This window comes from Leclercia sp. J807 (assembly GCF_009734465.1).
GTDB lineage: Bacteria > Pseudomonadota > Gammaproteobacteria > Enterobacterales > Enterobacteriaceae > Enterobacter.
On the sequence record NZ_CP046446.1, the window covers coordinates 3,577,730 to 3,603,531 of the forward strand.

Annotated in this window: 6 protein-coding genes; 5 read left to right on the plus strand and 1 reads right to left on the minus strand. The window is 62.5% G+C overall.

The annotated features are described in order from the left end of the window. Positions 1–40: 40 nt before the first annotated feature. Positions 41–730, minus strand: a complete 690-nt coding sequence (locus GNG26_RS17010; protein WP_156239622.1) for an N-acetylmannosamine-6-phosphate 2-epimerase — start codon at positions 728–730, stop codon at positions 41–43. 210 nt (positions 731–940) lie between these two features. On the opposite strand from GNG26_RS17010, the gene GNG26_RS17015 reads away from it, so the two are divergent. The 5 genes from GNG26_RS17015 (at position 941) to GNG26_RS17035 (ending at position 25,794) form a co-directional block, all read left to right on the plus strand. After that, the gene (locus GNG26_RS17015; protein WP_156239623.1) at positions 941–1,495 is read left to right on the plus strand and encodes a YceI family protein; all 555 of its coding nucleotides are present in this window, start codon (positions 941–943) and stop codon (positions 1,493–1,495) included. Positions 1,496–2,183: 688 nt separating this feature from the next. Beyond that, positions 2,184–4,988, plus strand: a complete 2,805-nt coding sequence (locus tag GNG26_RS17020; protein WP_156239624.1) for an Ig-like domain-containing protein — start codon at positions 2,184–2,186, stop codon at positions 4,986–4,988. Between the two features lie 951 nt (positions 4,989–5,939). Next, entirely contained in the window at positions 5,940–22,127 is a 16,188-nt protein-coding gene (locus GNG26_RS17025; RefSeq protein ID WP_156239625.1) for a BapA/Bap/LapF family large adhesin, read from the plus strand. A 77-nt stretch (positions 22,128–22,204) separates the two neighbouring features. Then, a complete protein-coding gene (locus GNG26_RS17030; RefSeq protein ID WP_156239626.1) occupies positions 22,205–23,605 on the plus strand; it encodes a TolC family outer membrane protein in 1,401 nt (466 codons plus the stop codon). Beyond that, positions 23,602–25,794: a type I secretion system permease/ATPase gene (locus GNG26_RS17035; RefSeq protein ID WP_114316974.1), complete on the plus strand. Its 2,193-nt coding sequence runs from the start codon at positions 23,602–23,604 to the stop codon at positions 25,792–25,794. Before GNG26_RS17030 ends, GNG26_RS17035 begins: the two co-directional genes overlap by 4 nt. Positions 25,795–25,802: the final 8 nt, after the last annotated feature.

A 25,802-nucleotide genomic window follows, 5' to 3' on the forward strand; every position in this document is an offset into this window, starting at 1 on the left:
GATGTGAAGATCAGTCAGCGCGCAATAATGCCGTTTGGGCTCATTCTGACGCCCTCTGTAATGCGTCCCGATACCACTGACAGATATGCTCCAGCCGGGTGATGGCGGAACCGACCGTCACGGCCCATGCCCCATGTTCAATGGCCTGCGCCGCCAGTTCCGGTGAATTGTAACGCCCCTCGGCCACCACCCGGCACCCGGCCTGACTCAGGCTCGATACCAGCGCCAGATCCGGGGCCGTGGGCGTCACCTCTGAGGTGTAGCCCGACAGCGTGGTGCCGATCAGCTCAACCCCAAGCTGGTAGCAATACAGCCCGTCCTCCTGCGAGGAGCAGTCTGCCATTGCCGTCAGCTGATGGTGACGGATGCGGGCAAGCAGAGCGTCAATCGGTACCGGGCGCGGGCGCTGCGTACCGTCAAAAGCAATAATGCTGGCCCCTACTTCTGCCAGAACATCCACATCCTCCAGCCAGGGCGTAATGCGTACCGGAGAGTCGGGCAGATCGCGTTTCACAATGCCAATTATCGGCACGCTCACCACGGCACGCACCGCCCGCAGGTTTTTAATACCTTCAATGCGCAGCGCTACGGCTCCCGCCTGCTCCGCCGCCAGCGCCATGGCCGCGACAATCTCCGGCTTATCCAGCGGGCTGTGCGGCACCGGCTGACACGAGACGATAAGCCCACTCTGGGCTTTGACTTTTGCATCCAGTTCTTCAAGGAACGACATAACCCCTCCGTTAAGATATTCAGATTGCCCCGGGTATCTGGCAAGCCGGTTCGCTCTTTTACCCGCGATGCGGGGAAGGATCCTGCTACCCCTTGCCGACGCGCTTCCCTGTTTCTACGCTTATTCTCACGCAGGGCAACACCCCTCTTACACCAAACAAGCCTGCGCGCTGATGCGTTAACTTGCAACCTGTGAAAGGGAGAGCCCCCAATGCTGCGCCGCATTCTTCTGCTGGTCTTCACGCTCGTTTGTCCGTCGCTTTACGCCGCCCCCGTCGTCTATGCCATCGACACGCAGAAGACCGCCATCAAGCTGTCGTGGCGCGCCTTCGGCGGCATACCCTCCTGGGCGCATCTTCAGGGGGTGACGGGGACGGTCACGCTGAACCCGGACAATGAATTTGACGATCGCATCCGGGTGTCGGTGCCGGTCGCTACGCTTCAGGCCTCCAACAATCTGCTCACCTGGCAGTTGAAAAGCGATATGTTCTTTGACGCCGCCCGCTACCCGACGATCACCTTTACCAGCACCCGGGTGGTGAAGGTTAAGGACGATCATTACCGCGCGTTCGGCACTCTCACCGTCCGGGATCTCAGCCGCCCGGTGATCCTCGAAGCCACGCTCGATCGTCTGCCGGACGAGGCGATCGCGCTGCATGCTACCACCGCCATCTCCCGTTCCGCATATAAGATGGATCGCTTTGCGCTGGTGGTGGACGATCGCATCGCCATTGCCATTGAGATCCAGGCGATGCGGCGTCAGTAAATTTTTGACCTCATGCAATAATATTTATTAATAATTGCCCCGGTAAAAAATCCCGCCTGTTCTATACTGCCTTTCTGAAAATAATAAACACGTAAAAAAAATAGTACGAATGTCGTAGGGCATTTCCTGAAAGGCGTTATCCAATAGAGAAAAAATCATGCTTTTGTATTATTCAAAAATTCAGCAACGCTTCTATTACCCAGTTGCGAAAATAGCATGAACAGAGTGTTATCGCGCCCTCACATTTAATAAATAAAAAAGCTAATCCAGCGCTGAAATTTGTGATCTCTCGCATTCTCCGCTTCATTACCTGCACTAATAAAAGTCAACAAATCACAATAAAAACTCAATAAAACAATAATTTAATCAACAAACTTAGCAATTGCTTACTTGCTAATTGGGTTTCAGCGAAGTTTAGCAATCGGCTATGCTTTATTTCACCGCTTCGTCATTTGCGCTTTTGGTTCTTTCTGACTATATCCTTTAATGCACTTATAAAAAGCCAGCAATATAAATAACAGGGATGGCAATCATCACGCCTGCGCAAAAACAACAAAGTCGCAGAAAAACTATTACAGCAGGACATTATTTCTGACAAATAGTGTCTCCTTCGGGACGCTTAAAATCTGCTGAAAGAAAAACGATTTTTACACACAGCATTCATTACACTCTGTTGGGAGTCATACAAATGAGTAAATTCACTGTTATCTCCAGACTGACGCATCAACAAACAGTCGCAGAAGGTAACCAGATCATTCTGGGCGAGGATTCCGTTGTTGAGCTCGATGCAGGCAGGGGCGATATTGCCAGTTATTCCCGCAGCAATAACGATTTGCTGGTCAGGATGACCAACGGCGAAACCGTGACGCTGAAGAACTACTACGTCAACGATCATCAGCTGGTACTGAATGAAAACGGCGCGCTGTGGTGGATTGAAGATCCGCTGGCGGTTGAGCGTTACCAGTCGATCCCGTCAACCGACGCCTTGATTGCCGGTAACGTCAGCAGCTCATCGGGCGATACCCCTATCTGGCCGTGGGTGCTGGGTGGCGTGGCCGCAGCGGGGGGCATTGCGCTGGCAGCAGGCGGTGGTGGCGGCGGCGGTGGGGGCGGTGACGATCGCATCGATCCGGGTCCGGTAGCGCAGGATACCACGCCGCCCGACGCGCCCACTAACCTGCATTTCGCCAACGGTAACACCCAACTGCTCGGCAGCGCCGAAGCCAACAGCATGGTAACCATCACCGATGCCAGCGGTAACGTGGTGGGCAAAGCCAAAGCTAACGGCAATGGTGAATTTACCGTCGAGCTGGGGGTGCCCTACACCAACGGCGAAACGCTGACGGCCACAGCCGCCGACAGCTCCGGCAACGTCAGCCCGCCCACCAGCCTTACCGCTGCGGATACCACCCCGCCAGATGCGCCCATGATTATTATCGCTGACGACAACGCTGGCAGCCTGACCGGGGCGCTGAACAGCGATCAGACCACCGACGATCCGCGCCCGGTCTTTAGCGGCAGCGGCGAGGCCGGTTCGACCATCACAGTGTATGATAACGGAAAGAACATCGGCAGCACGGTAGTGAACAGCGACGGTAGCTGGACGTTTACCCCAACCGCCGATCTCGCTAACGGCTTGCATCAGATCACCGCCAGCGCCACCGACCCGGCAGGCAATACCAGCCCGGACTCTCCCGCATTTAACCTCACCATCGATACCGTCGCTCCGAATGCGCCGGTGCTGCAGGTGATGGATGAGGTGGGCAACCTCCAGGGGTTCATCACCTCCGGGGGTTTTACCGATGACAACCAGCCGGTGCTGAGCGGCACGGGCGATCCCGGCAGCACCATTACCCTCTACCACAACGATCTGCTGGTGGCGGAGATCATCGTTCCGGACAACGGCTCCTGGAGCTACCAGCTTGCCGAGCCGCTGACGGAAGGGCTACAGACCTTTACCCTGACGGAGACGGATGTTGCGGGCAATCTGAGCCCCTCTTCCACGCCGTTTGAATTTACCGTCGACCTCACACCGCCCGCCGCGCCAAGTGGTCTCGCCATCAATGCCACTGGCACCATCGTCACCGGTAGCGCCGAGCCCAACTCGACGGTTACGGTCACCAACGACGTGGGTGATAGCCTGGGTGAGGCCACCGCGGACGTCAACGGGGCATTTTCGCTGACCCTGACCACCCCACAGACTAATGGCGAAACCCTGAGCGCCGTGGCTACTGACCGGGCGGGTAACGAAGGTCCGGCCTCTTCGCTGCCTGTGCCGGACATCACCCCGCCAGCGGCACCGACAGCCCTCACCGTCGCCGCGACGGGTGACAGCGTGAGCGGTGAAGCGGAAGTGGACGCCCGCATCTCGGTACGCGATGCCACGGGCCAGGAGATAGGTACCGGCACCGTGGGTGCCGACGGCAAATTCACCGTCAATATCGCCCCGAACCAGCTCAACGGCGAAGTGCTGACGGTCTACGCCTTCGATACCGCCCAAAACCCGAGCCAGCCGGCGCAGGCCACCGCCCTTGACTCCACGCCACCGGCACCGCCTGCAGGGCTGGATGTCTCCGACAATGGCCTGGCGCTCACCGGCACCGCGGAAGTGGGCAGCACCGTGGTCATCATGGAAGGGACCACTAAACTCGGCGAGCTGACTGTCGGCGAATCGGGTAGCTTCTCCTTCACGCTGCCCACCGCCAAGCTGAACGGGGAGATCATGAGTCTTACCGCCACCGATAAGGCGGGCAACACCAGCGCCCCCAGTACGGTAGAAGCCGACGACACGACCCCACCGGCCACACCGCTCATTACCAACGTGGTGGATAACGTACCGGATGCCATCGGCACCATCGAGAGCGGATCGTTAAGCGACGACCGCACACCGCTCATCTCGGGCACCGGTGAGATCGGCACCAAAATTTATGTCTACAGCGAGCAGATGCAGATCGGCTTTACGGAGGTCGATTCAGCGGGTAACTGGTCGTTCCAGGTGCCCGCCAGTCTGACCGATGGGCTCCACTCCCTGACCGCCGATGCGGTTGATCGCCGCGGCAATCACAGCCTGATCTCTGAAACCTGGACGATTAACGTCGACCCGCTGGCCCCGAACCCACCGACGACATCAGTGGCAACCACGGCGTTTGCCCAGAGCGAGGAGCCGATGGTGAGCACCCTGAGCGCCAGCACCACCGGCGAGACGCTGATTTACAACGTGCTCAGCGATCATGGCGGAGAACACGTCAGCAACTTCTCGCTGGCGCAGGGCGATAAAATCGACATCAGCCAGCTGCTGGTGGGCTGGAATGGCGATGGCAACACGCTGGGGGATTATCTCCATGTCGCCAGCAACAGCGATGGCAGCACGACAATCACGCTCGACCGGGATGGTGCAGGCACCAGCTTTGCCCCGGCCACGCTGGTGACGCTCGATAACGTGCAGACCACTTACGAGGAGCTGGTGAACCAGAATCATATTATCACCGGTTAACTTAATCCCGCCGGGTGGCGGCTACGCCTAACCCGGCCTACAAAACCCGGCACAAAAATGTTAACGCAATGAAATAATTCCAGAATAATAACAGAATTAAAGCGGCCCCCTGGTCCGGCTGAAAATCGCCGTCTTGCCGGGAGCCCGGGTCGCCAGGGTGGTGGCGATTGAGCCACCCTGGCACGTTCACCGATTCAGGGGTAACAGAGAAGCAGAAAACGTGAGGTGAACGGAACCTTTACTTCGCCACATATACTCCCCCACCTCCCCCCAAAAAGAAAATAATGTGACCTCCCCCACCCTAATAACATTTCTACCAAATAACCTGGTTGCCTTAACTTATACGCTCATCTAAATAGCACAACTCTTTATTAATTCAACCCACATCCGGCAATATTAAAAATACCTTCAAATATATCATATTCAATATCACCTTTACTCCTGCTTAATTATTTACACAGCCACGCTAAAATACCCCCATAAAAAAACACCCCCTTACCAAATATCCCTATCTTATTAAATTAAAAACAAAAACCCGCACTTGCGCCTCGTTTAACCACCGCCCGCAAGCCGCGCCACGCCTGATCCCGATATTTTCACCCCGCAGAAAGCGATATTTTAAATAAGGCTAATCAACTATTAACTCACGCTTAATTTGCACTTCTGGTACTTTCTGGCTATATCAAATTCAGTCAATCACAAATTCTTACCATTATTAAAGACAAGGATTTTACCACCCAAAATATATTCCCAACCGCATTATCTCTTGAGTAACAAAGGCTAAATGTCGCTGCCACCATCGCTATATCGGCAGCTTTTAATCACTTTTAAATAATTACCCAGGGTCATTGTTTGAAATAAACAATTCCCCTTTGGGTGGCGCTTAATCTGCTGAAAAGAAATGGTAAAAACTGCACGCCATTTCTCTGCACTCTGCCGGGAGTAATACACATGAGTAAAATCACTGTCATCTCCAAACTGACGCACGTTGAATCAGTAACAGACGGGTCTCAGGTGACGCTGAAGGATTCCTCCATTGTAAAAATCAACGCTGATCGGGCCGACATTCTCGAGTACAACCGCAGCGGAAATGACCTGATCGTTAAGCTGACCGACGGCGAAACCATTACCGTTAAAAACTTCTTCGTCAGCGGCGATAACGGTATCAGCCAACTGGTGCTGGAAGAGGACAACGGTGCGCTGTGGTGGATTGCTGACCCAATGGCAGCAGAGCAATACCAGTCGATAGCCTCCATTGATGCCCTGCTGGCAGGAACCACAACCGCCTCCGCGGGCGAAGCGGCGATCTGGCCGTGGGCACTGGGCGGAGTGGCGGTCGCAGGGGGCATTGCACTGGCCGCTGGTGGCGGTGGCGGCGGCGGTGGTGGCGGAAGTAATGGCGACGGTGACGGCGGCATTGATAACGGCGGGGGCAGCGATAACGGCGGTGGCAGCAACAATGGCGGTGGCAGCGATAACGGCGGCAACCCCACCCTGCCGGGCAGCCCGAACGACACCACCCCGCCGGGCGCACCCGCCAACCTCCGATTCTCAGCAGATGGCACCCAGCTTAGCGGGAGCGCCGAACCCAACAGCACCCTCACCGTTACCGATGCCAACGGCAACGTCATCGGTCGGGGCCAGGCCAACGGCAACGGTGAGTTCACCGTCGATCTCGGCAAGCCTTACACCAACGGGGAAACCCTGACCGTCACGCCAACCGACGGCGCAGGCAACGTCGGCCCGGGCACTCCGGTGACCGCCGCAGATACCACCCCACCCGCTGCGCCAGTTGTCGCCAGCGTGGTCGATGACGTGGGCAACGTAACGGGGTCACTCACCAGCGGCCAGACCACCGATGACGCCCGCCCTACCTTTAACGGCAGCGGTGAACCCGGCACCACCATCACGATTTACGACAACGGCAACGCCATCGGCACCGCGCCGGTCAACAGCGACGGTAGCTGGACCTTCACCCCGGCCAGCGCGCTGGGCGAAGGGGCGCATCCGATCACCACCCGGGCCACCGACGGCGCGGGCAACACCGGACCGGCCTCCCCGGCCTTCAGCTTTACCGTGGATACCGTCGCGCCGAATGCGCCATCCGGCGTGACGGTGAATGACACCACCGGCACGATACAGGGGGTCATTGCCGCCGGGCAGACCACCGACGCCAACCGCCCTTCCCTGAACGGTAGCGGTGAAGCGGGCAGCACCATCCGGATTTATGATAACGGCCAGCTCGTGGGCGAGACCGTTGTCGGCGCAGACGGCACCTGGAGCTTTACTCCGGAGACGCCCCTTGCCGACGGGCCACACTCCCTCACCCTGACGGAAACGGATCTCACCGGCAACACCAGCGCCCCCTCAGAGCCGTTTGCTTTTACTGTCGATAGTACGCCTCCGGACCAGCCGACCATCGACCAGATCCCTTACGGCACCCAGGTCATAGGCACCGCCGAGCCAGGCAGCACCGTCACCATCTACAACGCGTCCGGGGAGCCGATTGGCAGCGCCACAGCCAACGCTCGCGGCCAGTTCAGCATTACCCTCACTGAAGGGCAGGCCGTGGGGGATGGCATCCGCGCGGTAGCTTCCGATGCCGCCGGAAACCAGAGCCAGCCAGCGACCGCCGTAATCAGCGATATCACCCCGCCTGACGCGCCAACCGATCTTCAAATCTCCCTGGACGGAGCCACCGTTACCGGTAAGGCGGAAGCGGGCAGCACCGTGACCATCCGCGATGGCGACGACGTGATCGGCGCAGGCCCGGCGGACGCTGACGGCAACTTCACCATTATTCTCACCACCCCGCGGCTGAACGGTGAGAACCTGGCGGTTACCGCTACCGATGCCGCGGGCAATACCGGGCCGGAAAGCAGCGTTACCGCCCCGGACGTCACCCCGCCCGAGGCGCCGGTTATCGTAAGCGTGGTGGATGGCATGGACGACATCACCGGCGTGGTCAATGACGGGCAGGTCACCAATGACCGCCAACCGCTCATCACTGGCACCGGTGAGCCGGGCGCCACCATTTACATCTATAACGGCGACGAGGAGGTCGGTTCTGCCAACGTCAACGCAGACGGCACCTGGTCTACCAACGTCACGCTGGGCGCAGACGGCGGCTACGTCCTGCGGGCGGAAGCGGTGGACAGTGAAGGCAACCGCAGCGTCCCGTCCAACACCTGGAGCATTATTCTCGATGCCACCGCGCCGGGTACGCCTGCCATCGTCCAGGTGATCAACGATCTGCCTGACTCTGCTGGCGTGATTAATAACAACAGCGCCACCAACGACAACCGCCCTACCCTCTACGGCACCGGTGAAGCCGGGTCGACTATCACTATTCTGGTGGATGGCGTGGAGGTGGGCACCGCGCTGGTGGGCAGCGGCGGCGAGTGGAACTTCACCCCGGCGACAGCGCTTGAAGATGGGGAGCACGCCATCACGGTGGTGGCGAAAGATGCCGCCGGGAATAACAGCGCCGCCTCCGACGCCTTTACGCTGACCGTTGATACCACCGCGCCCGCCGCCCCGGTCATTACCCGGGTGGCAGATAACACCGGCAGCGTGCAGGGTGATGTGGGCAATAACGTGCCCACCGACGAAACCCGTCCGGTGTTCTACGGCACCGGCCCGGCGAACGCGCAGATCGCCCTCTATGAAGGCACCACGCTGCTGGGCACTGCCATCACCAATGCGCAGGGCGAATGGAGCTTGCAAGTGACCGCCCCGCTGGGGAATGGCACTCACACCATTACCGCCACCGTCAGCGATGCGCTGGGCAACACCGCCACCTCTGAGAGCTTTAACCTGGTGGTGGATACCCTCGCGCCGGACACCCCGGCGCTACCGGAGATCACCGTCAATCCTGAAGGCGGCGAGGAAGCGATCCTCACCTCCGGCGGCAGCACCCGCGACACCACCCCAACCCTGAGCGGTACCGGTACGGAAGGCGACATCGTCACCATCTACGACGGCACTACCAAAATCGGCGAAACCACCGTCCAGCCAGACGGAAGCTGGAGCTGGACCCCGCCAGAAGGACTGCCTAACGGCACCTACGATCTCAGCCTGACCGTGACCAACAAAGATGGCGCGGGCAACGAGAGCGCCCCGTCGCAGCCGGTGAGCATTACCATCGATACCGACGCGCCGGATCAACCTGCCGCCCCGGTTATTACCGATAACGTCAGTGAAATTACCGGCCCGGTTGGCAACAACGGCGCCACTAACGATACCCGTCCGGTACTGAGCGGTACGGGCACCCCGGATGACACCATCAGCATCTACGACCAGACCGCCACGGGCAACGTCAAGGTGGGCGAAGCGGTGGTCGACATCAACGGCAACTGGAGCTGGCGACCTGATGACGAGCTGGCCCAGGGGCAGCACAACTTCACCGTGACCGCCACCGACGAAGCGGGTAACGTCTCGGCGATCTCAAACACCATCTCCGTGACCGTCGACAGCGTGGTACCGGCGATCCCGGTTATCAGCAGCGTGGATGATAACCTCCCGGCGGGCGGCAGCAGCAACGACAATACCCCGACCGTCACCGGCACCGGCGAAAACGGCACCACCGTGATCCTTTACAGCAACGGCGTGGAGGTGGGACGCAGCCTGGTCACTGACGGCAGCTGGAGCATCACCACTCCGGAACTGCGAGATGGCCCGACTACCCTGACCGTGGCGGCGGTGGATGCTGCCGGGAACGTCAGCGGCGCGGGCAACGATTTTGCCTTCACCATCGACACCCAGCCGCCAGGTAACCCACAGCTGCTTGACATCTCTGACAGCACCCTGGCGGGTGGCCAGCTTTACGCCAACAGCAGCACCCCGACCCTGCGCGGCAGCGGGGAACCGCTCAGCACCATCACCGTCGTTATCGACGGCAACGCCGTGGGCGAGGTGCAGACCGATGCCGAAGGCCAGTGGACGCTGCCGCTGCCGGAAGGCACCACGCTGAGCGATGCCAGCCATACCATCACCGTGGTGGCGCGCGACGCGGCGGGTAACACCAGCGAAAGCACGCCGGTTAACCTGATCGTTGATACCCAGGCACCGGGTGTGCCGGTGGTGACCGGAATTGTCTCCGGCGGTACGCCGCTGACCGGTACCGCCGAGGCGGGCGCTACCGTGACGGTACGTGGCCCGGATGAAGTGGTGCTGGGCACCGGCGTCGCCAACGCCCAGGGGCAGTTCTCCATCGCCCTGACCCCGCCGCAAAGCGACGCGGTTACCCTGAGCCTGACCGCCAGCGACGTGGCGGGCAACACCAGCCTGCAGGGATCATATGACGTTCCGGCTACGCCAGCGCTGCCAGACGTGCCGGCCATCAACGAGATTGTTGATGACAACGGCACCGGCGGCAACGTTAAAGGCGGCAGCTCTAACGACACCACGCCAACCCTCACCGGCACCGCCATCCCGGGCAGCGAGGTGACAATCTATCTCGACGGCAGCACCACGCCGCTGGGCACCGTCACCGCCGACGTCACCACCGGCGCCTGGTCGTTCCCGATCGAAACCGCCCTGGATGAGGGCAGCCATAGCTTCAGCGTCACCGCCACCGTTGACGGCCAGACCAGTGGCCTGTCGCCGGAGGCGACGGTCAATATCGATATCACCCCGCCGTCCGTCCCGGCGTTCGGTAGCGTGGTGGACGACGTGGGCCCGGTTTCGGGCGCCATCGTCAGCGGCAGACCGACCAACGATGACCTGCCGACTTTTAACGGCACGGCGACGCCGGGCGACGTCATTACCCTCTATGCAGGCGACACCGTGCTCGGTACGGCAACGGTGGGCAACACCGGGGCCTGGAGCATTACCCTTGCCCAGCCGCTGGATGATGACACCTACAGCCTGACCCTTACTGCCACCGATCCGGCAGGCAACGAAAGTCCGCGCTCGGCACCGTTCACGCTGGTGGTGGATACCAGCGCAGGCGAAGTGCTTATCACCGGCGCTAACGACAATGTCGATCCGGTCAGCGGCAACGTGGCTAACGGCGGCAGCACCAACGACAACACCCCTACCCTCTCGGGCACAGCACAGGCGGGCAGCAGCGTGGCGATCTACGATGGCATTACGCTGCTGGGTACCGTCACCGCCAGCGCCACGGGCGCCTGGAGCTTCACCCCCACCCGCGTGCTGGCGGAAGGTCAGCACAGCTTTACCGCAGTCGCTACCGACAGCGCGGGTAACGTCAGCCCGGTATCTGGTACTTACACGCTGTTCGTGGACATGACCCCACCGGCCACCCCGGTCATTGTCAGCGTCAACGATAATGTGGAGGGTAGCACCGGCCCGCTGACCAACGGCCAGGTCACCAACGACACCCGCCCGGAACTGACCGGGACCGGCGTGGCGGGCAGCACCGTGCATATTCTCGATAACGGCGTGGAGATCGGCACCGCCTTCGTTAGCGAAAGCGGCAACTGGAGCTTTATCCCTGAGACCGATCTGACGCAGGGCTCGCACGATCTGCGCGTCAGCGCCACCGATGCCGCAGGCAACCTCTCGGGCACCTCGCCAGCCTTTACGCTGAACGTGGATACCACCGCCCCGCTGGCGCCGGTGGTGATCACCGTGGCGGATGCTGTCGGCGCGGAGATCACCACGCTGGAAAGCGGCGATACCACCAACGACACTCGTCCAACCTTTACCGGCAGCGGCGAAGTGGGTGCCACGATCCGTATCCTTGTTGACGATCAGGAGATCGGCACCGCGGTGGTTAACGCCGCAGGCAGCTGGACCTTCTCGCCCGATCAGCCCCTGGAAGAGGGCACCCGCAGCATTCGCTTTACCGCCACTGACGTCGCCGGAAATACCGGGGATGCCAGCGAGCCGTTTGTTCTGACGGTGGATACCCAGGCCCCAACGGCACCGACCCTCACTGCCATCAGCGATAACGTCGGAACGATCCAGAACCCGATCACCACCTCCGGCCAGACCACCGACGACACCACCCCGACCCTGAGCGGCAGGGCTGAAGCCAATGCCACGGTGGATATTTATGACAACGGCGCTCTGATCGATACCGTGCAGGCTAACGAAGCGGGTGACTGGACATACACTCCAGACCAGGCGCTCAACAACGGCAGCCACACCTTTACCACCCGCGCCACCGACGCGGCGGGCAACGTCAGCGAGCTCTCGCCGGGCTTCACACTGATTGTCGATACCCTTAAACCGGTTGCGCCGGTGATCGCCCTGGCCCAGGATGACGTCGCACCGGGCACCGGTGCGCTCGCCAGCGGAAGCAGCACCAACGACACTCTCCCGGTGCTCACCGGCACCAGCGAGCCGAATGCCCGGGTGCAGATCTTTGAAGGCGAAACCCTGGTGGGTGAAGGCGTGGCGGATGCGCAAGGAAACTGGACGGCCACGCTCACCGAGCCGCTCAGCGACGCTGAGCACAGCTTTACAGCGGTAGCCATTGATGCCGCGGGCAACGCCAGCGATCCGTCCGCCGCCTTCACCCTGACCGTCGATACCCAGCCGCCAGCAGCGCCGGTGCTGGTTTCGGTCACTGATGATGTCGGCGCCGGAGGCATCCTCGACAACGCCCAGCTGACCAACGATGCGAACCCGACGTTACGCGGCACGGCAGAGGCGGGTGCCACGGTGAACATTTACGACGGCGCCACCCTGCTGGGCACTGCGCTCGTCGGGGCCGACAACGCCTGGATCTTTACCCCGCAGAGCCCACTGGGCGACGGCCTGCACACCCTGACGGTGACCGCCACCGACGCGGCGGGCAACGTCAGCCCGCCGACCAGCGGATTTGTGATCAACGTGGATACCATCGCGCCGCCAGCACCTGCCATCGTCTCGGTTGTGGATGACATCGGTTCGGTACAGGGGCCTGTCCTCAACGGCAACCCGACCAACGATACCCGTCCGACCCTCAACGGCACCGCCGAAGCGGGGGCCATCGTGCGTATTTACGACGGCGACACCCTGGTGGGCGAGACGATCGCTAACGCCGAGGGCCAGTGGACCCTGGCGCAGACCACCACCACTCTCATCGACGGGGTGCATAACTTCACCGCCACTGCCACCGACACTGCGGGCAACCTCAGCGCGAGGTCACCGGTTACGTCAATCACCGTTGACACTATCGCCCCGGGCGCGCCGGGCAGCTTCACCGTGCTCAACAACGGCAACACCCTCACCGGCCAGGGCGAAGCGGGCAGCACCATCACCGTGCGCGATGGCGACACGGTGATTGGCACCGGGGTCGTTGACGAGACCGGCAACTTCTCCCTCACCCTCACCACGCCAAAACAGAACGGGGAACTGCTGACGGTAACGGCAACCGACCGGGCCGGGAACACCGGCGCGGAAGGCCAGATCGTCGCTCCGGACACCACGCCGCCTGCCGTTCCGGCGATCACCGACGTGGTGGACAACGTGAGTGCGTATACCGGCACCGTCAACGACGGGCAGACCACCAATGACAACACGCCTCTGGTGCGCGGCACCGGCGTTGCCAACACCACCATCCTGCTCTACAGCGGCACGGATCTGGTTGGCACCACCCAGGTCAGCGCAGAGGGAACCTGGGAGATCCAGCTGACGGCACCGCTGCCTGATGGCGGCCATGTCCTGACCGCGCAGTCGGCGGACGCCGCGGGCAATAACAGCGCGCCGTCCAACAGCTGGAGCATCGTAGTGGATGCCACCGCCCCGGACGCGCCGGTTATCACCCAGGCGATCAACGATCTCTCCGGTAGCCCGGTTGCCATCAACAATAACGGCGCCACTAACGACAACCAGCCAACCCTGAGCGGTACCGGGGAGGCGGGCACCACCCTCAGCATTCGGGTGGATGGCGAGGAAGTGGGCACTGTTCAGGTAGGCGCGGGGGGTGAATGGACCTTCACACCGCCGGAGGCGCTCGGCGAAGGACTGCGCGTTATCACCGTGGTGGCGACCGATGCCGCCGGAAACACCGGTGAGCCGTCCGCAGCCTTTAACATCACTATCGATACCGTACCGCCAGCCGCCCCGGTCATCACCCTGGCCGTGGACAACACTGGCAGCGTCACCGGCGACGTGCTCAGCGACCAGCCGACCGATGAGAATCTGCCGCTGATCCGCGGAACGGGTCCGGCGAACGCGCAGATTAACCTCTATGACGGCACCACCCTGCTGGGCACCGCCACCACCAGCGCGACGGGGGCATGGAGCGTACAGCTCACCACGCCGCTGGGGAACGGCACCCACGCCCTGACCGCCACGGTGATCGATGCAGCAGGCAACACCGCCACCTCCGACACCTTTAACCTGGTGGTGGATAACGTGCCGCCTGCCACGCCGGAGATTCCGGCTATCACCGTCAACCCGGACGGCAGCGGCGAGACCCCGCTTACCGGCGGGGGCAGTACCCGTGATACCACCCCAACCCTGAGCGGGACCGGGAATGAGGGGGATCTCGTCACCATCTATAACGGTACCACCCCTATCGGTGAAACCACCGTGCAGCCGGACGGGACCTGGACCTGGACGCCGCCTGCGGATCTGCCTAACGGCACCTACGATCTGAGCCTGACCGTGACCAACAGTGACGGCGCGGGTAACGAGAGTGCGCCATCCCAGCCGGTAAGCATTACCATCGATACCGAAGCGCCAGAGACGCCAGCGCTGCCGGTGGTGACGGATAACGTCAGCGATATTACCGGCCCGGTAGCCAACAACGGCGCCACCAACGATACCCGTCCGGTGCTGAGCGGCACAGGCACGCCGGACGACATCATCACCATCTATGACGAGACCCTCAACGGAAACAATCCGGTGGGCGAAGTGGTGGTCGACATCAACGGCAACTGGACGTGGCGTCCGGACCTGCCGCTGACGGAGGGCAGCCATAGCTTCACCCTGACCGCCACCGACCCGGCGGGCAACGCATCGCCGGTATCTGGCAGCATGACCGTCACCGTTGACAGCGTCGTGCCAGCGATCCCAACTATCGGCATCGTGGATGACAACGTCGGTCCGGTCATCGGCAACATTGCGGCGGGGGGCAGCAGCAACGACAATACCCCAACCGTCACCGGTACCGGAGAGAACGGCACCACGGTGATTCTCTACAGCAACGGCATTGAGGTGGGACGCGGCCAGGTCACTGACGGCATCTGGACCATCACCACTCCGGAACTGCGAGATGGCCCAACCACCCTGACCGTGGCGGCGGTGGATGTTGCCGGGAACGTCAGCGCGGCGGGGAGCGACTTCGCCTTCACCATTGACACCCTCCCGCCTGCCATCCCGCAGCTGCTGGCGATCTCCGACAGCACCCTGGCGGGCGGCCAGCTCTACGCCAACAGCAGCACCCCGACCCTGAGCGGGACCGGGGAGCCGCTCAGCACCATCACCGTCTCTGTCGACGGACAACCGCTGGGCGAGGTGCAGACCGACGCCCAGGGCCAGTGGACGCTGCCGATCCCCGACGGCACCCCGCTCTCCGATGCCCCGCACACCTTTACCGTGGTGGCACGGGATGCGGCGGGCAACATCAGCGAAAGCACGCCGGTTAACTTGATCGTTGATACCCAGGCGCCGGGTGCGCCGGTGGTCACCGGGATTGTCTCCGGCGGTACGCCGCTGACCGGTACCGCCGAAGCGGGTTCCATCATTACGGTGACCGGCCCGGGCAACGTGGTGCTGGGCACCGGGGTCACCAACGCCCAGGGGCAGTTCTCCGTCGCCCTGACCCCGCCGCAAAGCGACGCGGTCACCCTGAGCCTGACCGCCAGCGACGTGGCGGGCAACACCAGCCTGCCGGGATCGTATGACGTTCCGGCCACGCCAGCGCTGCCGGACGTGCCGGTTATCGACGCCATCGTGGATGACAACGGCACCGGCGGCAGCATCAACGTCAAGGGCCTCAGCTCCAACGACGCTACGCCAACCCTTACCGGCACGGCGATCCCGGGCAGCGTGGTGACCGTTTATCTCGACGGCAGCACCACGCCGCTGGGCACCGTCACCGCCGACGCCACCACCGGGGCCTGGTCGTTGCCGGTTGCCACCGCCTTGAGTGAAGGCAGCCACAGCTTCAGCGTCACCGCTACCGTCGACGGCCAGACCAGCGGCCAGTCGCCGGAAGCGACGGTGAATATCGACCTCACCCCGCCTGCGGCACCTGCTCTGGGCACGCTGGTGGATAACGTCGGCACTGTCACCGGTTCAGTAGTTAGCGGTAACCCGACCAACGACAACCAGCCAACCCTGAACGGTACGGCGACGCCGGGGGATGTGATCACCATTTATGCCGGTGATACCGTGCTCGGCACCGTACCGGTGAGCGCAACCGGAGCCTGGAGCTTCACGCCCGCCGAGCCGCTGGCGGATGGCACCTATACCCTGCTCCTCACCGCCACCGATCCGGCGGGCAACCAGAGCCTGCCGTCGGCACCGTTCTCGCTGGTGGTAGATACTGTGGTAGCACCACCGGTTATTACCGGAGCGAACGATGATGTCGGGCCGGTGACCGGCAACGTGGTCAGCGGCGGCAGCACCAACGACAACACCCCAACCCTGACGGGCACAGCGGAAGCGGGCAGCAGCGTCGCCCTCTATGAAGGCACCCGCCTGCTCGGCACCGTGGTTGCCAACGCCAGCGGGATCTGGAGCTTCACTCCGACGGTGGTGCTGGCGGAGGGCCAACACAGCTTTACCGCCATCGCCACCGACCTGGCGGGCAACGTCAGCGCGGCGTCCGGGGCCTATACCCTGACCGTGGACATCACGCCGCCAGCGACGCCAGTCCTGGTGAGCGTTAACGACGACGTAGCGGGCAACACCGGCGTGCTGGTAAGCGGCCAGATCACCAACGACGCGCGTCCGGAACTGACCGGAACCGGCGTGGCGGGCAGCACCGTGCGCATTCTGGATAACGGCCAGCAGATCGGCACCGCGCTGGTGGACGACAGCGGCAACTGGCGCTTTACCCCGGACACCGATCTGGCTCAGGGGCCGCACGAGCTGCGCGTCAGCGCCACCGATGCCGCAGGCAACGTCTCGGGCACCTCTCCAGCCTTCTCCCTGAACGTCGACACCGTCGCGCCGCTGGCGCCGGTGCTGGCAAACGTGGTGGATGACGTCGGGACCCTTACCGGCACGGTGAACAACGGCGGCATCACCAACGATACCCGCCCAACCTTTAACGGCACCGGCGAAGCGGGCTCGATTGTCAGTATCCTTGTGGATGGAGAAGCGGTCGGCACTGCGGTGGTTAACGCCGCGGGGAACTGGACCTTTACCCCTGACACCGCCCTCGCCGAGGGGCTGCGCAGCGTCACCTTCACCGCCACCGATCCGGCGGGGAACACCGGTCCTGCAAGCGCAGCCTTTACCCTGACGGTAGACACCACCGCTCCGGCAGCACCGACCATCCTGGCCGCCGCCGATAACGTGGGCAGCATCCAGACGACGCTTACCGTCTCGGGCCAGGTGACCGACGATCCGACCCCAACCCTGTCCGGCCAGGCGGCCGCCAGCGCCACGGTGACGATCTATGACAATGGCGTGGCCCTTGGCACCGTACAGGCCAGCGCCGCCGGGGAGTGGAGCTTTACCCCGGCCACGGCGCTCGGTAACGGCAGCCACACCTTCACCGCCAGCGCCACCGACGCGGCAGGCAACCTCAGCGAAGCCTCGGCGGGCTTTACGGTGATTGTCGATACCGTCAAACCGCTCGCGCCGGTGATCGCCCTGGCCCAGGATGATGTCGGCAGCATAACCGGGGCACTCCCCAGCGGGCAGCGCACCGATGACACCCTGCCGGTGCTCACCGGGACCAGCGAAGCGAACGCCCGGGTGCAGGTGTTTGAAGGCGATATCCTGCTGGGCACCGCCACCGCGGATGCCAGCGGCAACTGGTCGATTGCCCTGACCACGCCGCTCACCAACGACACGCACAACTTCACGGCGGTGGCAACGGATGCGGCGGGTAACGTCAGCGATCCGTCCAACACCTTCAGCCTGACGGTAGATACCCTGCCGCCAGCGGTGCCGGTGCTGGTCTCAGTGGTGGATGATGTCGGCACGGTGACGACCCTCACCAGCGGCCAGCTGACCAACGACGCGAGACCAACCCTCAGCGGCACCGCGGAAGCGGGCGCGACGGTGAGCATCTACGACGGCACCCTGCTGCTCGGCAGCGTGGTGGCCGATGCCAACAGCGCCTGGAGCTTTACTCCGACTAACCCGCTGGCGGATGGCCTGCACACCCTGACGGTGACCGCCACCGACGCGGTGGGCAACGTCAGCCTGCCGACCACGGGCTTTACCGTGAATGTCGATGCCACCGCCCCGGCTGCGCCTGTCATCACCTCGGTGGTGGATGACGTCGGCTCGATCCAGGGCCCGGTGATCAACGGCAATCCGACCAACGACAACCGTCCAACCCTCAACGGCACCGCCGAAGCGGACGCAATAGTGCGCATCTACGACGGCACCACGCTGGTAGGCGAGGTAACGGCCAACGCCCAGGGCCAGTGGACGCTGGCGCAAACCACCACCGCCCTCACCAACGGGGTGCATAACTTAACCGCCACCGCCACCGATGCGGCGGGCAACCTCAGCGCAGCGTCGCCGGTCACCGCCATCACCGTCGACACCATCGCTCCGGGGGCACCGGGCGGCTTGACTGTACTGGAGAGCGGGGGCCGGATTAACGGCACCGCCGAGGCGGGCAGCACCGTCACCATTCTCGGCACCGACAACGTGACCGTGCTGGGCACCGGCGTCGCCGACGCGTCCGGGCGCTTCAGCATCGCGCTCTCCACGCCGCAGGTGAATGCCGAACTGCTGCACCTCTTCGCCACTGACCGGGCCGGTAACGTGGGGCAGACGGTGGATCTGCGGGTGCCGTACTCGGTGATCCCGAATCCGCCGGTCATCACCAGCGTCAACGACAACGTGGGCAGCATCATTGGCAATCTGATCAACGGACAGAGCACCGACGATACCACCCCAACGCTGACCGGGACCGCGCAGCCGCTCTCCACCATCACCCTGTATGACAATAATGTGTTGTTAGCCACGGTGACCACCAACAGCGCCGGGGTCTGGACATACACCCCAACCGTGCCGCTGGGTAATGGCCCTCACGCCTTTACCGCCACCGCAGGCAATGCGGCTGGCACCAGCGCGGTAACGCCGCTGAGCTCGATTGTCGTGGATACCGTCGCCCCGGGCACGCCGCAGGGGACCTTTAACGCCGACGGCAGCGTTCTGAGCGGAACCGCCGAAGCGGGGAGCACCATCACCCTGCTGCTGAGCGATAACAGCGTGGTGACCACCACCGCTAACGCCCAGGGCAACTGGAGCTACACCTTCCTCGACAGACAGTCCGAAGGGGAGCGGATCACGCTTTCCGCCACCGATGCGGCGGGCAACACCTCCGCTACCGGCACGGTGATTGCGCCAAACCTGCCGCTGTCGGCGAGTGACAACGTGGTGGGGCTGGCCCTGACCACCAACGCCACCACCAGCACCGCCCAGTACAGCGACTACGGCGTGCAACTGGTGGGCGGCGTCGGCAACGTGCTGTCGCTGCTGGGAGAGAACTCCGCCCAGGTGACCTTCACCGTACCGACCGGCGGTAGCGCAGATATGGAGATCAACGCCAGCGCCACGGGCATCGTGCTCTCCCTGCTCAACACCCTGGAGATCATTGTGCAGCGCTGGAACGGCAGCTCCTGGACCACCGAAGTGGATACTGGCCTGCCGCAGTTCGCCAACCTGCTGACCCTGGGCGCCAGCGGCGTGACCCTGAACCTGGCCGGTCTGCCGGGCGGGCAGTATCGCGTGGTGAGCTACAACACCAACCTGCTGGCGACCGGGTCGTACACCAGCCTGGACGTGGACGTCACCCAGACCACGGCAGGTACCCTGTCCGGCACGCTGGTGCAAAACGGTAACGTCATCACCGATATCGATCCGGTGAGCGGCAGCGACAGCGCGCCAAACGGCACGGTGGTGACCAGCGTGACCAACGCCAACGGCGTCACCGTCAACGTGGCGGCGGGTGCGGCGGGCACCACCATCAACGGGCTGTACGGCACCCTGACCCTACATACCGACGGGAGCTACACCTACACCCTGACCAATACCAGCGCCTCGGTGCTGGGCCGGACCGACACCTTCACCTATAACATCGCCGGAAAAGGGGCCACGGACGACGCCCGCCTGGTGATCACCCTGGGTGAGAACACGGTGCGCAACAGCGTGACGGCGGTGGACGACACCGCCTCCCTGACCTTCGGCACGCAGGTACAGGCCATCGACTACGGCCCGTCAAGCCAGGGCGGCTTTACCGTAGTGGGGGTTAACCTCGGCAACGTGCTGAACCTTAACCTGCTGGACGATCGTAGCGAGACCATGAAGTACAGCGTGGCGGAGGGCACCACCCGCACCATGACCATCCAGAGTAGCGTCGGCGGGGTGGCCCTGGCCTCGGTGTTTGACCTCTATATCTACAAGTTCAACCCGGCAACCCAGAGCTACGAGCGGGTACGCACCGAAGCAGGCTGGCTGCGCGCGCCGCTGCTGGGCGGCACCTCGGCACCGCTGACCCTGACCCTGCCGGCAGGGGATTACATCTTCCTGATGAACACCGTCTCGGGGATCACCGCCCTGACCGGCTACCGTCTGAACGTGCTTGAGGACCACGTTTATGCCGTCACCAGCACCACCGCCAGCACCACCGGCGACGTGCTGCAAAGTGACATCGCGCCTGCGGGCACGCTCGTCACCCAGGTGAACGGCGTTAACGTGAACGCCACCGGCACCACCCGCATCGAGGGAGAGTACGGCACGCTGCTGATCGACGCTCAGGGCAAATATACCTATACCCTGCGCGCCGGGGTGGGCGCCGACCAAATCAGCACCCCGGACAGCTTCATCTACACCGTGACGGCACCGAATGGCGATAAGGACACCGCCTCGCTGAACATCACCCCGACACCGGTGGCGCTGGATGCGGTGAGCGACGTCAGCCGCGAGCTGGTGGTGGATACTACCCCGCAGGTGGCCGCCTACCGCGATGACACGGTGGGTAACGCGACGTGGAACGCCGCCCTGCTGGCATCCACCACCGGCCGTGGCAGCGGCACGTTTGTGGTGGACGCCAACACCGCCCTGCATGACATCGTGCTCCACTTTAACGTCGCCTCCCTGCTTTCGCTGGGCGGACTGAACGTAAACTGGACCATTACCGGGGGAGGGGTTACCCGAAGCGGTTCCTTCAATGGCGGCCTGCTGCTGGGTGGCGTGGCGACCATTAACGTCACCGATCTGGATCTGGACGCCGGAACCTACACCCTGAGCTATACCGGCTCCATGGGGCCGCTGGGGTTAGGCCAGATCTCCATCACGCCTTATGTCACCGGTACCACCGTCTACCTGAACAATGAGCTCACCACTGCGGGCCACACCGTCACAGGCAATATCTTCGACGGGACGGATTCCGGCGGCGTGCTGGATCAGCTGCACTCGGTGGACAGCCGTCTGAGCATTACCGGCTATAACGGCACCACCACTATCCTTGATCCGTACACCACGGCCAACGCCACCGCCACCATTCAGGGGCATTACGGCGTGCTGAACATCGGAGTAGATGGTCACTACACCTACACCCTGAACAGCGGCGTCTCGCTGGCCTCAATGACCACGAAGGAGACCTTTACCTACAAACTGACCGGCGATAACGGCACGACCGACACCGCCACCCTCACCATCAACATGGCACCGAAGTTCGTCAGCACGGAGCATAACGATACCTTCACCGGTAGCGCCTATGGCGACACGCTGATTTACGAAGTGCTGAACAACACGGCGGGGAACGGGACGGCAGGCAACGGCGGTAACGACCACTGGACCAACTTCTCACTGGCGCAGGGAGACAAGATCGATATCAGCGATCTGCTGGTGGGCTGGAACGGAAGTAGCGCGACGCTCGGTAACTATTTGCACGTCACAAATAGCAATGGCAATACCGTGATCTCCGTCGACCGAGACGGAGCGGCAAATATTTACACGAATACTACACTGGTAACACTAGATAACGTTCAGACAACTTATGAGGAGCTGGTTAACCAGAATCACATCATCACCGGTTAGCGCTAATAACAAGACCCGGGCGCTCGTCGCCCGGGCTTAACATTATAAAGTTGTTCAGTTTTTTTAGGGATAATGCCATGAACAAAGTACCTTGCTGGTGGCTTGGGTGCTGCCTGTTGTCTGCACAGGTCCTTGCCGCCGATTCGCCTGCGGTAATCAGTTTTGGACAATTAAATGAAAATCAGGCGCTGCCCGCTCTGGATGGACGGGTCGCCCTGCCCACCAGTCAGGCTGCCCCCGGTACCTTAACCCTCGGCGATGCGGTGACCCGCGCCGTCAACTGGCATCCCACCATTCGCGAAGCGGTGGGCAAACTTTACGAACAGATCCAGCAGGTCGATGTCGCTAAATCGAAATACTATCCGCAGATCAGCGCCGGGATAGACAACGGCTACAGCAATAACTCCAGCGATACCGGCTTCACCCCCTCGGTGGTGGTCTCCCTCTCCCAGATGCTCTATGACTTTGGCAAGGTGGCAAGCCAGGTGCGCGCCGAAGACGCGGGCGTGGTGCAACAGCAGGCCAACGTGCTGTTGAGCATCGACACTATCGCCCGGGATACCGCCATTGCGCTGGTGCAGGTGCAGATGTGGCAGCAGATGGTGGAGACCGCCGAAGAGCAGCTTGAGGCGCTCGGCGCCATCGGCAAGCTGACGCGCCAGCGTAACGACGAAGGGGCCACCTCGCTCTCGGACGTGGTGCAGACCGACGCCCGTATCGAAGGGGCGCGTTCGCAGCTGATGCAGTATCAGGCCAACCTCGACAGCGCCCGCGCCACGCTGATGAGCAACCTCGGCTGGAGCAACCTGAATGCGGTCAGCAACGCCTTCCCGGAAAAACTCGCCCGCAGCTGCGACATCAACGAGCCGGATGACCGGCTGGTGCCCGCGGTGCTGGCGTCCTGGGCGCAGGCTAACGTGGCGCAGGCGAACCTCGATTACGCCAATGCGCAGATGACCCCTACCGTCTCGCTGGAGCCGCAGGTGCGTCACTACATGAATAACCGCTACCCCGGCCACGATACGCTGGACAAGACCCAGTACAACGTCTCGGTGAACGTCGAGATGCCCATCTACCAGGGCGGCGGGCTGAGCGCCCGGCGCAACGCCGCCAGCCACGCGGTGGAAGCGGCGCAGTCCAATATTCAGCGCACCCGGCTGGACGTGCGGCAAAAGCTGCTGGAGTCCAAAAGCCAGGTGATGAGCCTGATGAGCACTCTGCAGATCCAGTCCCGCCAGGAGACGCTCAGCCAGCGTACCCGCGAACTCTATCAGCAGCAGTATCTCGATCTGGGCTCCCGCCCCCTGCTGGACGTGCTGAACGCCGAGCAGGAGGTCTTCCAGACCCGCTTTACCCAGTGGCAAACCGCCGGGCAGCTCCGCCAGTTACAGATCAACTGCCTCTATAACACCGGGCGGATGCGCAATGCCTTCGGCCTTGAAAACCACACCATTCAGTCAGTGGAGATCCAACCATGATCCGAGACGATATCCTTTATGAGGAGACACTGACGCAAGAGGCGCTGGAGCACTGGGCGCAGGCGTTTGGCTACGTCGCCACCCGCTACCGGGTGGCCTGCTCCCCCGGCGCGCTGGTGGCGGGCGCGCCCTGGCTACAGGGCAAAAGCAAAATCCCGGCGCTGACCGGGCTTGCCCGCGAAGCGGGCCTCTCCTTTCAGCTGCTCACCAACGGCCAGGAGTCCATCAACAGCTGGCGCCTGCCGGTGGTGGTGGAGCTTAATGACGGCAAGATTGGGGTGATTGAGCACTTTGACGGCGAGGATCTGCTGGATGTCTGCTTCTTTGACGGCAAGGCGCAGACCAACCGCATCTCGCTGGCGAAGATGCTCCCGGCCATTCGCCAGGTGGTGGCCCTGCGCCCGCTGGCAGCGCTGAAAGACAGCCGGGTGGATGCCTATATCTCCAAATACCGCCCGGACTGGCTCTACCGGCTGGTGATGCGCGACCTGCGGCCTTATACCTACGTGATGCTGGCGGCGCTGTTCATCAACCTGCTGTCGCTGGCGGGCATTCTCTTTTCAATGCAGGTCTATGACCGGGTGATCCCCGCCCAGTCCTACCCCACCCTCTATGTGCTGACCATCGGGGTGCTGATTGCCACCCTGTTCGGCTTTATCCTGCGTATCGCCCGGTCTCACATTATGGATCTGCTGGGCAAACGCGCCGACATGCGCGTCTCGGACCGGGTGTTTGGCCACGCCCTGCGCCTGCGCAACAGCGCGGTGCCCCGCTCCACCGGCAGCTTTATCTCCCAGCTGCGCGAGCTGGAGCAGATCCGCGAGATGGTCACCTCCTCCACCATCTCTACCATCGTCGATCTGCCCTTCTTCTTCCTGTTTGTGGTGGTGCTGGCGATTATTGCCCCGTCACTCGCCTGGATCGCCCCGGTCGCGGCGGTGGTGATGGTGCTGCCGGGCCTGCTGCTGCAGAAAAAGCTGGCGGCGCTGGCGAAGCAGTCGGCCCACGAGGCGACCCTGCGTAACGCTGTGCTGGTGGAGAGTGTGCAGGGGCTGGAAGACATCAAGCTGATGCAGGCGGAGAACCGCTTCCTGCAACAGTGGAACAGCTACATTCAGATCACCGCCGAGTCGGGCCTTAAGACCCGGGAGCTGACCCAGGGCCTGATCAGCTGGGGGATGACCATTCAGAGCCTGGTCTACACCGCGGTGATTGTGGTGGGTGCCCCGATGGTGATCGAAGGCGAAATGACCACCGGTGCGGTGGTGGCCGCCTCGATGCTGGCCTCGCGGATGATCGCCCCGATGGCGACCCTGTGCGGCGTGCTGGCCCGCTGGCAGCAGGTGAAGGCCGCCAAAGAGGGGCTGGACAACATTATGCAGCTGCCCACCGAGAATCAGCGTGAAGAGACGCCGATCCGCCAGGATGTGCTGCGTGGACACTACCTCTTCGAGCAGGCGCAGTTCGCCTACGGCGGCGACGCGCAGAACCCGGCGCTGCGCATCAACCGGCTGGAGATTAAACCCGGCGAGCATGTGGCGGTGCTGGGGCGTAACGGCGCGGGCAAATCGACCCTGCTGCAGGCGATGGTAGGCAGCATGGATCTGGTGGGCGGCGAGCTGCGGCTCGACAACCTCAGCCTGCCCCATCTCGACATGGCGGATGTGCGCCGCAACGTCGGCCTGATGAGCCAGAACGCGCGGCTGTTTTACGGCACCCTGCGGGAGAACATCACCCTCGGGATGCCGCGGGCTACCGACGAGGAGATCTTTGCCGTGCTGGAGATGTGCGGCGCGGCCAGCTTTGTGCAGAAGCTGGCGAAGGGGCTGGATCACCCGATTATGGAGAACGGCGTCGGGCTCTCCGGCGGCCAGCGCCAGTCGATTTTGCTGGCGCGGATGTTCCTGCGCGATCCCAACGTCGTCCTGCTGGATGAACCCACCGCCTCGCTGGATGAGCACACCGAGCGCGAATTTATCCAACGTCTGGGCCAGTGGCTCGGCCACCGCACGCTGATTGTCGCCACCCACCGTGTACCGATGCTGGAGCTGGTGGAGCGCGTGGTGGTGCTGAAAGAGGGCATGCTGGTGATGGACGCGCCGAAAGCGCAGGCGCTGAGCAACAGCCGGATGCAGCAACCGCAGCAGGCAAATGGCCGGGAGTGGAAAAATGAAAATCAATCAGCGTGATGTTGCGG